Here is a 14,002-nt window from a genome sequence, read left to right on the forward strand (position 1 = left end):
TGTATCCTCACAATGAAGTCTCGTCTCGCACTCTGTCGCATCGGAACGGATCCTTAGACAATGAAGTGAATGTGCTTCCGATCAGCCATGTATCGGTATCCTAATGTGAAAAGTGGTCCCCATTTCTATTGCGCTGCTTACGCTGATCTTCCCTCCCATTTTGGTAATAATTCCGTAACATATTGACAGTCCCAATCCTGTTCCCTTTCCTACCGGCTTGGTGGTGAAGAAGGGATCGAATATTCTCGGAAGATAGGCTTCGGGGATACCCGGTCCGTTGTCAGCCACCTCCAGGACCACGTAGTCGTCTTTTGTACTGGTCTTTACCTCTACAACCCCTCCCCTGCCGTCGATAGCATCCAGGCTGTTGTTGATAAGGTTCATGATAACCTGCTGCATCTCCGTGGGTGAGGCATGCACCTGAGGTAATTGGGGATCGAGCTCTGTGTTAATCTTTACGGTTGCATAGCGAGCCCTCTGCTGACAGAGATTCACGACTTCGTCAACAAGCTCGTTTAACTGCACGTCTCTGGGGCGGGGATCGGTCTTTCTCGCAAAGCTCAGGAGCTTATGAGTGATCTCCTTGCATCTGACTCCCTGTACCCGAATCTGTTTCAAGGATTGCTTGAATTCCTCGAGGTTCTTACTATCCTTGAGATCCTCTTCTTCCAGTAAATCCTGAATCCAGCCTGCTTCTTCCACCATCACAGCAACCGGATTGTTTATCTCGTGGGCAATTCCTGCGGCAAGTTCTCCAAGGGATGCCAACTTTCCGGCTTCGATGACCCGCTCGTTAAGCATCTGCTTTTCCTTGTCTGCAGTCATGATGCGCATCACTACACGTCTGGTCAAAATAACCGCTACAGCTACGATACAGAGAACGCCAAGAGCGAATATGACCAGGGCTATTCTCCTTGCAGTGTACAAAGCAGAGTATGCATCTTCGGCAGTTTGTTGGAAAGCAAGTATCCAGTCCCCATTTTTCAACCTGGACAGCACGTAGATCACTTCTTGCCCGGACTTGCCTGGCATTTCAGTCAGGAGGACATCCTCACCGACTGCCTCATTTGACGTAAGAAAACTTGCGTACGGCTCGGTAGAGGCCACAATTTCAGTTCGAGGTTTTGTCTGCAGTTCACCCTTTCTGTTCAGGATGAATGCGAACCCCGTCTCTCCCATGCGAAGGTTTTCTACCAGCGAGTTAAACGAATCAAAATCCACGGTCGCTCGCAGTATCCATTTTTTTCCGGCATAATTGTTGAGGACTGTCACGATGAAGTGAGGTATTCCCCTCTTGCCGGGAAAGACGTCACTGATATACGTCTCGTTCTTAAGGGCTGCGTTGAACCATGGAGCTTTGGAGTAGTCGGCCAATCTCAGCCTGAACGGCCCCGCATAGGCGATTTGAATTCCTTCTTCATTGACTACTCCCAGATCGACAAAGGATCGGCCGTATACTTCCTGGAGGACTTTCAGCCGTTCCGCAAGTACAGCTTCGTTACTGAGTTGCTCAAAAGTGTACGACTCACTCAGTTCTTTGATATTTGCCAATTTCTCATTGAGAAACGTGTCAATATTCTGTCGGTGTTTTTTGATCAGCACCTTCAGGTGATCCTGGACTTTTTCTTGATAGGAAACCTGGAAGAAGTAGCGTATTGTCCCCGAAATGAGCAGCAGAGGTATGATAGAGACCACTACCATAGTGACGATGATCCGCCTCGTGAGAGACTTATAATAGTGCTGGTTCTGATCGTCGTTCATGAGGATTCCCACGTCTCAGGACATTGGCTGCAAGTCTATTCAGACTTCTAAGCCCCTCTCTGCTTCCGCAGCTCTTTCCCGGTCGCTTCCAGTATTTTCGCCTGATGAGCCGTTTTCTTTGCTTTTGCCTGAGCTAGTTTGCTCGCCAATTCTTCCAATTCGCAGGGCTTCATGAGGTAGTCGAAAGCACCGAGCTTCATTCCGTCGATAGCGGATTCGACTGTCGCATGTCCCGTAAGCATGATGACTTCTACGAGAGGATGCGTGCGTTTAATCTGCCTGAGCGTTTCAATGCCGTCTATTCCCGGCATTTTGACGTCCAGGAGGACAATATCGATCTCAGGATGATCGCTTAGTCTGGTCAGACCTTCTTCGCCGTTGGATGCAGAATAAACGTCAATTCCTCTGGCAGATAGTCTCCTGGAAAGCGCGGAGACAAATCCTTCTTCGTCATCCACGATAAGGAGCCTGGTATCTACTATGTCCATAAGATCTCACCTCCTGGAACCCCGAAGTAGCTTTTAGAAGCGATAATCCCGCATGAGAGTATGCCGTTCCTGGGGATCGGGTGCGTCGAAGAGCAATGCTGCTACAAGATTAAAAATATCCGAGAGTTTGACTACTCCCTCAAGCTTTCCGTTCTCAAGCACCGGCACAAGGGATATACGATTATCCATCATAATATCCAGGGCTTTTAAGATGCTGTCATTTGGAGCAACCGAGCCCGCAAAGGGTGTTACCAGATCTTTCACCGGAGTCGTCGCTCTATCCAGGTCACAGGGCTCGTTGGCCTTCTCGCAGAGATGTCTCACACTTTTCAGGAGGTCCACTAGATGAACGAATCCAAGCAGGTTGAAGTTTTCGTCCAGGACCAGGGGAGTCGTTTGTCCGTGCTCCAGCTTTTCCTCTTCAGATATAATCCTCAGTAGTTTTATCGCTATGGCCACCTCAGCTTCTGCACGTATTTGCGGCCATTGGTTACGGGGAATCATGAGTTCTGAAACAGGTCTCGAATGCGGCATGCTGTAATCCTTTCTTAAATCATTGAATCGGTGCCCCTGGGAATCAGCAGCAGGAAATTAACCACGGTTCGAAAATGAACAGTCTAATCGCCACGCCTCAGGGCGATATTCATGGCGCGGGCTTCAGCGATTTTGTCTTCCTGCCGGGTCTTCTTTGCTTTGGCTTCCTGAAGCTTGGCCATAAGTATTTCCATTTCACAAGGTTTCATCAGGTAATCGAGGGCCCCGAGCTTCATTCCCTCAATTGCGGACTCGACCGTTGCATGGCCGGTCAGCATGATAACTTCAACCATGGGACGTTCCGCCTTGATTGCCTTCAAGGTGTCGATACCATCCATTCCCGGCATCTTCACGTCCAGGACCACGATGTCGAGATTCGGTTTTTCTTTCAGCTTCTCCAAAGCCTCGGGTCCGCTCATTGCGGTAGAAATCGTTACACCTCTTTTTTCAAGCCTTTTTGCAAGGGCCTCTACGAAAGGGGCCTCGTCATCTACAAGCAGCACATTAGCGATCATGGTTTAGTCTCCTGTCGCATATTTTCACGAAGCGTTGATTCCGATTGTCAGCAGTAAGCACCATGGCTCTTGCACGTTTAACATGAGCTCTTTTAATATTGTACACCTTCCTTCGGTTAAATGCTAATAGAAGAGCAAAAGGTACACTGACGAAATGACCAAGCTGGCGATCGTTACGGGAGCAGCTTCTTTCACGAACCCCATAAAGGTTATCTTATATCCCGCCCTTTCGGCTATACCGGTGGTTACGACGTTTGCAGAAGCACCAATAACGGTTCCGTTACCACCGAAGCATGCCCCGAGAGCCAGTGCCCACCAGAGCACCCCTGTTTCGGCTCCCGGAATCGTTTTATTCAGAAATGCTATGATCGGCAGCATGGTGGCAGTGTACGGAATGTTGTCCACGATCGCAGATGCTATTCCAGAGACCCAGAGAACCACGAGTACCGCAATCCATAATTTGCCCTGGCAGACGTTTTGAATCCAATCGGCAATCGCCTGGAGAATGCCGGTCTGTTCCGCTCCGCCCACCACGATGAACAACATGATGAAGAATACCAGAGACGGCCATTCGATCTCTTTTTCCAACATTTCAACAATATCCGTCTTGGTGAGCAAGACTATTAAGGCTGCGCCGAAAAGCGCTGCGACACTTACTTCCATGTGGAAGAGACCGTGAAGCACAAAGAGCAGTATGACTCCGAGAAGAACAATTCCTCCCAAGGTGAGTACTTTTTTATCGGTGATACGATATTTTTCCTTAAGGAAGAGCATCATCTTGGGAACGTCTTCCACCTTGGCCTTTTCATAGGACTTGCCGTACAGAAACTTGTTGTAAAGAATCTGAGTGATCATGACGACGATTACTACGGGCGTCAAATTGATGACAAAGTGGTTGAACGTCAGCCCTGCATAGGAACCGATCATGATATTTGGCGGATCGCCGATGAGCGTGGCAGTACCACCAAAGTTCGAGGCTAAGATGAGCGGCATAAGGAATACAAAAGGCGAGACTCCCAAAACCACTGCAATCTCCAGTGTTACCGGAGTGAGCAGGAGCATTGTTGTCACGTTATCGAGAAATGCGCTTGTTACGGCAGTAACGATGCACAACGCGGAAGAGAGTAGGAAAATCTTCCCTCTCGCAACCTGGAAGGATTTGTATGCAAGCCACTGAAATACGCCGGAAACTTTGAGCACCCCGACAATAATCATCATGCCCATCAGAAGAAAAACCACGTTCCAGTCTACTGCATGGAGCGCCTGCTCATACGTGAGTATGGCATACGCCTCATTGAAGTGACCGAAAGTGTGAGTGATTACAAGGAGCATGGCAGCCCCGAGAAATGCAGCGAGAGTCCTGTGCAAAATCTCGAATGCAATGAGCACATATACCGCCAGAAAAACAACCAGAGCTATCCAGAATGCGGCACCCTGAAAACGCTGCATAGGAACGGTAATCGATGATACGAACTTCTGAGAGCCCGTTTCGGTGACTCCCTGGTCAAAAACCTTGGTGACCGGCAGTACCTGAGACGGCTTGAAACTTGGTCGTGTAACCTTAACCGCCCACTTGCCGTTCGTGATCTGATCGGGCGATGCAGAAATTTCTGCCATGAAAAGCCCGTTTCGACCCGTCACGATTTCCTTCGCATGGGTAGCGTCTGATTTTGGTATGAAAGGTTTTCCATTCAAATAAGGGACAATAGTCGCGTCCGCAAGAGGATTACCCGTTGAATCCAGAACATTTCCCTGGATCACGAGAACCGACTGGTTGGCAGGTGTTTTATCGCCATAACTCACGCTGATGCTGCATAGTATAGCGAGCACTACAAAGGTGATTATTAATCCGTTACGCTTCATTCTGGAATTCCTCTATCTCAAATCCGTAAACTGAAGCATCCGCAAGAACGGGCTCCTACCGAATTATTGCGTTGTCACGGGCATTCCCATGAGCGGCCAAATAACCGCGGCCGCAACACCAACGACCACCATGAGAATAACACTGGCGAACAATCCCCAGGTAAAGAATTCTCCACTGGTGAACTGTTTCGAATCATAAGCTATGGCATTAGGCGCAGCTCCCACCAGCAAGATGAAAGGCATGCCCGCTGTCGCCAAAGACGCAAATAGCACAACTTCCGGAGCAACATGGAGATATTTGGCTATTACCAGTGCTACTGGGAGAGAAATGGCTATTGCCGCGACATTCATGATGAAATTGGTCATAACCATGACAAAGAATGCTATGCTCATAACGAATACAAACCAGTTCGCCTCCTTGAACATGGCGAGCCAGTTCACGGCCATCCACTGAGCGGCTCCCGTCTGCCAAAGGCAAAAGCCGATGCTCATGGCTCCGGAAAAAAGCAATATAATATTCCACGGTATCAGCTCAAGATCCTCAATGTCCAGAATTCTCAGGATGAAGAACATAACAGTGGAAACGAGGAATATGGCTGATTTATCCAAGGCTCTCAAAGGGGGCACCATGACCTGAAGCGACATCACTAAAATCGCACTCACAATAATTATCAGAGCAATTATCTCATTGCGCTTCATAGGGCCAAGAGCTGCACTCAGCTCAGTGACGCGCTCCTTTAATCCGGGGATAACACTCTTTTCAGGTTTGAAAAAGATGATGAAGAAAACCCAGAGCAGACCAACCATGAGCCACCCGACAGGGGCCATGTAGTAGCTCAACTCGAAAAAGCTAATTTCCTTGCCTACCATCTCGTGAAAGAAACCAACCGCCACGATACCTCTTGCAGCACCGAGGAGCGTGATGATACTTCCTGCACCGCAGACGTACGCCATACCGATAAATAAACCTTTTCCGAATTTTGTAGGTTTATCGCCCTCACCGTACAATGCGTAGATGGCAAGGAGCAGCGGGTACACAGTGGCCGCCACCCCCGTATGCGCCATGATATGGGTGAGCAGCGCAATCAGTACGAACACCCCCAAGTATATCGTCGTAGTCTTTTCTCCTACGACCGCGAGCATCTTATATGCCATTCTCTTGGTCAGCCCGGTCTTGTTGAATACCAGCCCGATGACCAGGGACGCAAAAATGAACAGCACGGATGGGTCCATAAAATCCTTGAAGGCCTCTTTAGCCGGTCGGATCATGAAAAGGGCCTGCATGATACCAATTACCAGACTGGTCACTCCAATGGGGATGACTTCAAACACCCACCACAACCCTGCCAGGAGAAATACGGCGATTGCCCCCTTTCCTTCAGGAGACAGGGGAAAATGTTTGCCCACCGGATCCACCGCATCGGGCCAGGCGGGAGAATAATACACAACAAAAAACAAGCCTAATCCTGTGAATAAGGCTATGAGCCTAGTCCAATCTATCTGTGTTTTCGCCGGAGCGATTGCTGCATCCGCGGTCATGAAAGGGCCCTCCTTGAATACGCGTGAGCGTGAACACTCAAATCTTGCAAGCTTTTACCCTGTTACCGATTTCTTTGAACACGTCGGTAAGCCTGAGAATGCCGACAATACGATCCTTGGAAGTCGCCAGGAGCGACTGATGATGTCCCATGATCATCTGATGAACAGCCTTGTCCAGAGTAGCTTCCTGATCGATGAACTCTCCTTCGAGCGGAGCTGCCACAATGCTGGACAGCTTGACAGTCGCAGCTTTGCGGCAAAGGTCTTCTAAAGGAGTTTTCCACAAATCGTACTCATCCATGGTGGATTTCATGAATTCCGCGCTGAGACCGAATCCCGAAACCTTTTTCAAGTCACTGATTTCCGAATATTTCGGTTCAAGGGCTCTGAGAAAATCCAGTTGGCTGAGCTTGCCGATGACGTTCCCATCAGCATCGCATACGAGAACCGCCCTGTGCGGATGTCTGCCGGGAACCACCTTTGATTGGGCCGCCTCCAGTTCTGCAACTGCGTTTGCAAGAGTCTCGTTCTCGGACACGCAAATGTACTGATCCAGCGGCAACATCAAATCTTTGACCCTCATTTTGTCCATAAAAGACCTCCATATGACAGACCTGCATCGAAGCGATCTCCAGTCTTCCGGTCGTCTGTCGCCTCAATAAGGACTGCAATCAGAAAACTGTCTCGTATTATGATCCGGATTACAGGGATAAAGGAGACGGGTCACCTCATACCAATGCGCTTTCATACGAGTAATATCGGAAAGCCGATCGGTTGCCGGCTCCGGCGGATCTCCTGCGCTACGGGCGGCGCAGCCTGATTTCGCTTCGGAGACTCACCGGGGCCGGCTTCAACACTGTCACTTTGATGATAGCGCATTGGTATCACGTTCCCTTCCATCCAAATCCGGGCCTTATACCGTCACCCTGCCGGATGATGAAGTCACCATCCTCTTGTCTTCACGAGGCGATCTACTTCCGCCTGGCGAATACGTTCTTCCTGCTCCGTCTTGCGCTGAAACGATTTTGTGATCTTCTCTACAAGTTCGGTCGTATCTGTGGGTTTCATGAGATAATCGTACGCACCTAATTTCATACCGGAAATAGCGGTATCCACCGTTCCGTGCCCTGTCAGCATGATCACTTCGATGAGAGGTTTTATGCGTTTTATCTCTCTGAGCACCTCTATCCCATCTCTCCCGGGCATGAGAACGTCGAGAATGACCACATCCACGTCGCGCTGACCGATCAACTGGATGGCATCATCTCCGTTGAATGTCGTCTCCACATGAAAGCCGCGGGTTTGCAGGCGCTGAGCCAGAACTTCCACGAACTGTTCCTCATCATCAACCAAGAGCACTTTTGCATTCATCAATATATCTCCCGTTAAGCTACTCTCCACGACATTCGGTCCTTACGGCTGTTCATATTTCGAATGCACCTCCAGTGCGTTCGCTCGTAAAACGCGCGAAAAAGGACGAAGCGAGAGGGAACAATCTAGCTGATTTGGCGGCACCCGAATCCGTGCATTCGGATAGAGATTGTCAGCGTAAAGAGCAAGGATTGTACCAGAAGAGAATTATTGCCAAACGGCGGGATCTCAGGGCAATTTGCGGAGATGATGTTGCATCGGAAATGCAACAAAATGCGACGATGGCGAGAGACAAAATGAAACATATCGCGACATAGAGGCCAGGCACCACTACATGCCGCAGGTCAGTAACCTTTAGTCATCCAGAAGAACTTCGCCGCTAGAAATGCTTCCGGTGCTGAGTTTGTCGAGAACCCGGTCAAAGGGTCCGATAACGGAATCCACAACGTGGATCTTCTTCCAGGCAAGATATTGATAGTACTCCTCTTCTATTGCGCAGCAAATCACCATATCGATCTTCTCGGACATGATGAGCCTGCAGAGTGTTTCCGCGGATGCTTGGGGGAGTACTATCGATTTTTCGAATGCAACCCTTCCCTCGGAATCCACCGTTGCAATAAGGGCTTCCGGAGCCAAATCGAATCGCGGAGCCACATCGTCCCCGAGCAGTGGAACGAGAACTCTCTTCACGTTCATAACACCACTCGGAGCATTACTCGCAAGTTTCGTTTTCTTTGATTTCTTCACGAGACCAATCCGTGGCGCTTGAGCTTTCTCCATAACGTGCTGCGGCAGCATCCGAGGATTCTGGCAGCCTCCCCTTTTCTGCCGCGGGCTTTTGTCATGGCGTCCAGGAGCAGATTGCGTTCGGCGTCCGACCACTTGATATCCGTACGATTGTCCGACAAAGCCGGAGTATTCGGAATCGAGACGTTTTCAATGTGGTTTTCCGCATCGGGAGGCATGGCCGGCCCCTCGCGGAGGTAAGCAGGCAAATGTTCGGCATGAATAGTATTCCGTTCGCACACATTGACGGAATACTCCACGATATTACGCAATTCGCGCACATTGCCCGGGAAACGATACGTGAGAAGGATCTTTCTTGCGTCATCCGAAAAGCTGGAAATATTTTTATTGAACCGGGCATTGAACGTCTGCACAAAATGGTCGAGAAGCATTTTCAAGTCGTCTCCGCGCTTGCTCAACGGCGGAAGATGCAATCGAATGACATTTAGCCTGAAGAGGAGATCTTCTCGGAACAGGCCGTCACGCACCATTTTCTCGAGATTTCGATGGGTGGCGGCAATGACGCGCACATCGACATGATGTCCTTTTGTGCTGCCGAGAGGATACACGACTTTGTCGTCGAGAAATGACAGGAGCTTCACCTGAAGATTGAGCGGCAAGTCACCGATCTCGGTTAAGTATACGCTCCCGGAATGAGCGAGACGAAAGCGGCCGGGCTTGTTTTCTATGGCTCCGGTGAAAGCTCCTTTTTGATGCCCGAAGAGTTCGGATTCAAGGAGGGCTTCGGGTAGAGCGCCGCAGTTAATTTTGATGAACGGTCCTTTTGCCCGTTCGGATGCATGGTGAATTGCTTCTGCAACCACGTCTTTTCCTGTTCCCGTTTCACCGGTAATAAGGACCGACGAATCAGTCTGGGCAATTACCGGGATTATCTTGAAAATGCGTTGCATTTCGCCGCTGACACCGACAAGTCTCCCCTGGAGAAGCGATTGAACCGCATCATCCAATGATGATTCCTGAGACCGCAAATCTTCGACTGACTCGATAAAGGCGATCACGTTGCCATCATTGTCAAAGAGAGGGGAGACGGTCAGGCGAACGGGAATTTTCTGGCGATTGCGGTTAACGATATTGGCTTCGGAACAGAACTGCTCGCCGGTTTTCGCCACGTCTTTTATCGGGCAACCGTGTCCGCACAAATTGCCGCGAAGAATGTAGTGGCAAGGTATGCCGTACGATTCAGGATTGGGGAATCCTGTTACAGCTTCGAGACCTCTGTTGACCAGGATTACCTTCCGATCGGCATTCAACACCATTACGCCCACAGGAATTTCATCCAGAACCTGTGCAAGAAGCACCGGAAGCCGAGAAAGTCCTTTTATCTGCAATTGCCGAAATGGTGACAAGAAGTGAGCCTTTCTGCATGAGAAACATCGTATTTTTGTATAATAGTTTAGATTTACCCGTAGATCAACTCGTCGGCTCTTGCGGCAAACGAGGATCGGGGTCAATTGTCCTCCAATACGAAGGCGTTTTCAAAGCAGCAATATCGGGGGAACTTTATTTGTAGATGAATTATTTCCTCAGCTCAGATGATTACATAGCCAATTGGCGTCAATTTCTTGCCAAGTCTCTGACGTCCTGAAAGGACGGACCACGAGTAGCCACCGGGTGCAAACCCGTGGTACCAGCCGTGAACAAAACGAAGGAACGTGGCCCCTGAAGGGGCATATGCGCTAACTTTGTTCCAATTCTATGTCCCAAAGGGACAGAAGAAAATAGCCCGGTAATTCATTGCCGGGAATCTGTGAATCAATCGTCCCTCCGGGACTCGAAAATCATTATATTTTTCCGTAACCGGCGATGAATCGCCGGCCTATTGGTCCCGCGTCTCGCGGGATTCCTCCGGAACAAACGACCAAGAAACACCTAAGTTGGCGCATATAGCACTTGCCCAAATTAGTGACCGATTGAAGATTAGGGATATTGGTGGGTGCCGTGCCTCCGTGCCGGCACATCTTCAATATGATCAATGATATCGACAGAATGGACCGGCAGGGACGCCGGCCCCTACCAATATCTTGTAATTCACACGAGGGATAAACGACAGAATTTTTGGCACTGACTATACGCCCCGCCAGGGTCCGCAGGGCTGCTTTGTTACAATTCTTCCGTGGGTTGCACCCACGGCTACGATTGGATCGCCCCTCCGGGGCTGCTGAAGTCCGTATCACCCTCCTCATGCATATGGCTGAGCTAAAGGCATAATCAAGTTCGCGCAGATGACTCTAACTCCACCGTATAGTCTATTTCGTCCCCTTCTTCTGGAGCGCGGTACTGTCGCCGATGTTTTCCGACTGAGTGGCCCGCCCGAGAAACTCAGGCAGTTCCAGGCCTACAGTTTTTGCCAGGTCGTGCATGGGAGGAAGAACTCCCAGTAGCCGTCGTCCCAGGTCGGAAAGTCCGCCATTGCCACCGCCGTCCCATACGACCATCTTTTCGATGGGCAGCTTCTGTATGGCCTCGGCCTGAATGTGCGTGAGGTCGACCAGTTTCTCAATGAGCAGCAGTGCAGCGGTAAGGGAAGGATCTGCTGCGCAGGATTCGATCAGCGCCTTGTATCCGGCGGCGCGGGCATCCAATTGTGATTGGGCTCCCTGTGCCTCTGCTTGCATGCGTGCGAGAACTGCTTCAGCTTCTCCTTTCGCAATCAAAACTCTTTTTTGGCGCTCTGCTTCTGCGTTGACCACTGCTTTCTTGCGCTCCGCTTCTGCCGGGACAATCATTTCGGCATTCAAACGGGCTTCTTCTCTATGAGATCGGGCTTCTTCCGCCAGCTTCTGGGCTTCTTCCTGAGCTACCCGCACAGTGGCATCTGCCTGAACCGCTGCACTCTGGGATTTGGCTCTGGCCTCTTCTTCCGCCACTCTCTGCATCGCGTTGAATCCGGCTTTACTCGCGTTGGCCTTGGACTCGGTTTCCACCGCCTGGGCATCGAGCACGGACGTCTTCTGCCGGCGTTCACGGGCAGCATCCGCTTCTCCAACAGCAGCGGAAGCTTCGGCAGAAGCTACGGCTTTACGTTTGTCTCTCTCGGCTTCGGCCTCACCGACCGAAGCTTCGGAATTTGCTACGGCCACAGCCCGCCGCTGATCGCGTTCTCGTTCCGCAACTCCGATTTTTCCCAACTTTTCCTGTTCGGCAACGTCGATTATGGCCTGGTTCACCGCTTCCGCTGCGGCCTTTCGTCCAAGTGCCTTGATATAACCGCTGTCGTCTTCAATATCTTTGATGTTGACGTTGATTACGCTCAGACCAATCTTTTCGAGCTCCACGGAAACCGCGTCGTTCACCTTGGCCATGAAGGCTTGGCGATCTCTGTTGATCTCTTCGATGCGCATGGTAGCGATTACTGCCCGCATCTGACCGAGGATGATATCCTGTGCCTGCTTGCGTACGTCGTCGATGGTCTGGCCGAGAAGTCGTATCGCAGCATTCTGCATGATACCCTGCTCAGTGCTGATTGCCGCTGTAACAGTAGTTGGGACGGAAACCCGAATATTTTCTTGAGAAAGCGCATTGGTCAGCTCGATGGGAACGACAAACGGTTCAAGCTCCAACCATTCAAAGGACTGGAGAACAGGCCACACGAAAGCAGCCCCTCCATGCACGCATTTTGCCGCTCCTTCTCCGGTTTTTCCGTAGATTACCAGGATGCGGTTTGACGGGCATCGCTTATAACGTCCGATGAACACCCATATGAGTCCACACAACAGAACCGCCAACAGCACGGTTAACTCGAGAGCAATCATATCGATATCTCCTCATTCAATGGCTTGACTTCGAGTACGTTGTTATCGCCGATTCCCACCACCAGGACTTTGGTTCCGGCAGGCATAGACACACCCTCCACTGACCGGGCTTTCAGAAAGCTGATAACACCGCCGATGGAGACTCGTACCTGCCCGATTCCCTGCTCCGGGACGTCCAGATACACCGTGGCCTCCGTTCCTACGGCAGTCCATAAATCCAAATTGCCTCTCTCCTGTAACCGCAGCAGTGTATACAGGAGATAGGATACTGACATCATTGCAAGAACACCCCAGAGACAGCTATACAGGATAGCGAGCACGGGAGAAGTTCCCGCAGCCAAATACAGTGCCCCGGACCAACTGAATAGAGTGCCGAATGCAATGACCGACCGAACTGAAATCAGAGTGAAGGTGACTGCGGCATCAGAGCCGTGTATATGATCGTGGGTATCCAGACTATGATCGACTCCCACATCGCCGTCATGCATGTGGGAATCGGTATCCACTCCGAGCAATGCAGCAATTATCTGCCAGACGAAAAGAATACTGAACACGAGCGCGGATAGCACAAAGATCTTGTTCAGTACGGATAGACCTTCCCACCATGCTTCCATAGTTCCGCCTCGGGCTGGATAATGCGGGCACGCCAGGCACCGATTGTCGGGTGTGCAGCCTCAACACACGACTCGACACTACCTGTGAAGGACCGTATATCGTCTTGCATTCAAAAAGAACGTCGGGAGGACTTTCGTTGTAAAGAACGCCACCCGATCCTTCTCAAGTACTTTTATCATCCCCCTGATGAGATCCGGTTCAGGGGAATGGCAAAAGTTCTTGAGGCGGAGTTCGCGGAATCCGGCTAAAGGCGGGATCAGGGACCGGGCCGGACTCCACGATTTTCCTTCTTCGATTGCGAACCCGTTTTACAGGGCAACAAAACAGACAAGACTCAATGATAATCGTGAGTGCCCAATACGACCTTCAGGCCGGTTTTGCTCTCAATGAGTTTTGCCATGTCCTCGGGCTTTGTGTACGGACAGTCCGGTTTGGCCGCGGCCATACATGAACTGAGATGGATGACATCGGGTTTCATCTCGGACAGTTTGGCGGCCATTCCGAGGGTTGGAACCACAGCCCGCCCCGGGCATTCGCAAGCAACGAATGCCACAACTGCTGAAGGTTCGCCAAACTTTCCTTCTCCCTGGGAAGCCGCTTTCAGGCATCTCCATTCTCCCGGGCAGCCATAGCCGCTTTCCATGTATGCCCCGCATCCTACAATCGCCACTTTTTTCATGATTAATCCTCATTGATGATCGAAAGGGTTAGTACCCATCCTATAAAAGGATTGTCTCGAATTCAATCGGTTTTTCTC

At 50.5% G+C, this 14,002-nt stretch carries 13 protein-coding genes; all 13 read right to left on the minus strand.

Annotated features, from left to right (window positions below; all coding sequences use genetic code 11):
• Nucleotides 1-81 precede the first annotated feature (81 nt).
• The 13 genes from DESTI_RS21560 to DESTI_RS21625 all read right to left on the minus strand — a co-directional run bounded on the left by DESTI_RS21560 (nt 82) and on the right by DESTI_RS21625 (nt 13,924).
• Nucleotides 82-1,761 carry a sensor histidine kinase gene (locus DESTI_RS21560; RefSeq protein ID WP_014812099.1) on the minus strand — a complete coding sequence of 560 codons (1,680 nt, stop codon included), beginning with the start codon at nt 1,759-1,761 and terminating at the stop codon, nt 82-84.
• 47 nt (nt 1,762-1,808) lie between these two features.
• Entirely contained in the window at nt 1,809-2,249 is a 441-nt protein-coding gene (locus DESTI_RS21565) for a response regulator (protein ID WP_014812100.1), read from the minus strand.
• A 33-nt stretch (nt 2,250-2,282) separates the two neighbouring features.
• On the minus strand, nt 2,283-2,783 hold the full coding sequence (locus tag DESTI_RS21570) for a CBS domain-containing protein (RefSeq protein WP_014812101.1): 501 nt from the start codon (nt 2,781-2,783) through the stop codon (nt 2,283-2,285).
• Nucleotides 2,784-2,866: 83 nt separating this feature from the next.
• Nucleotides 2,867-3,298 (minus strand): response regulator, encoded by a 432-nt coding sequence (locus DESTI_RS21575; protein ID WP_014812102.1) that lies wholly within the window; start codon nt 3,296-3,298, stop codon nt 2,867-2,869.
• A gap of 123 nt (nt 3,299-3,421) precedes the next feature.
• The gene (locus DESTI_RS21580) at nt 3,422-5,161 is read right to left on the minus strand and encodes an SLC13 family permease (RefSeq protein WP_014812103.1); all 1,740 of its coding nucleotides are present in this window, start codon (nt 5,159-5,161) and stop codon (nt 3,422-3,424) included.
• A 63-nt stretch (nt 5,162-5,224) separates the two neighbouring features.
• Nucleotides 5,225-6,700 carry an SLC13 family permease gene (locus tag DESTI_RS21585; RefSeq protein WP_014812104.1) on the minus strand — a complete coding sequence of 492 codons (1,476 nt, stop codon included), beginning with the start codon at nt 6,698-6,700 and terminating at the stop codon, nt 5,225-5,227.
• Between the two features lie 37 nt (nt 6,701-6,737).
• Entirely contained in the window at nt 6,738-7,292 is a 555-nt protein-coding gene (locus tag DESTI_RS21590; protein WP_014812105.1) for a CBS domain-containing protein, read from the minus strand.
• Nucleotides 7,293-7,642: 350 nt separating this feature from the next.
• Nucleotides 7,643-8,071 (minus strand): response regulator, encoded by a 429-nt coding sequence (locus DESTI_RS21595; protein ID WP_014812106.1) that lies wholly within the window; start codon nt 8,069-8,071, stop codon nt 7,643-7,645.
• A gap of 354 nt (nt 8,072-8,425) precedes the next feature.
• Complete coding sequence (locus tag DESTI_RS21605; RefSeq protein ID WP_211213708.1) at nt 8,426-8,818, minus strand: NifB/NifX family molybdenum-iron cluster-binding protein; 393 nt, start codon at nt 8,816-8,818, stop codon at nt 8,426-8,428.
• Nucleotides 8,815-10,224, minus strand: a complete 1,410-nt coding sequence (locus DESTI_RS21610) for a sigma-54 interaction domain-containing protein (RefSeq protein WP_041286385.1) — start codon at nt 10,222-10,224, stop codon at nt 8,815-8,817. The genes DESTI_RS21605 and DESTI_RS21610 overlap by 4 nt, the downstream gene beginning before the upstream one ends.
• A 900-nt stretch (nt 10,225-11,124) precedes the next feature.
• Nucleotides 11,125-12,630, minus strand: a complete 1,506-nt coding sequence (locus DESTI_RS21615; protein ID WP_014812109.1) for a flotillin family protein — start codon at nt 12,628-12,630, stop codon at nt 11,125-11,127.
• Nucleotides 12,627-13,244, minus strand: a complete 618-nt coding sequence (locus DESTI_RS21620; protein WP_014812110.1) for an NfeD family protein — start codon at nt 13,242-13,244, stop codon at nt 12,627-12,629. The genes DESTI_RS21615 and DESTI_RS21620 overlap by 4 nt, the downstream gene beginning before the upstream one ends.
• Nucleotides 13,245-13,579: 335 nt before the next feature.
• A complete protein-coding gene (locus DESTI_RS21625; protein ID WP_014812111.1) occupies nt 13,580-13,924 on the minus strand; it encodes a CGGC domain-containing protein in 345 nt (114 codons plus the stop codon).
• Nucleotides 13,925-14,002: the final 78 nt, after the last annotated feature.

Source organism: Desulfomonile tiedjei DSM 6799, from assembly GCF_000266945.1.
GTDB lineage: Bacteria > Desulfobacterota > Desulfomonilia > Desulfomonilales > Desulfomonilaceae > Desulfomonile > Desulfomonile tiedjei.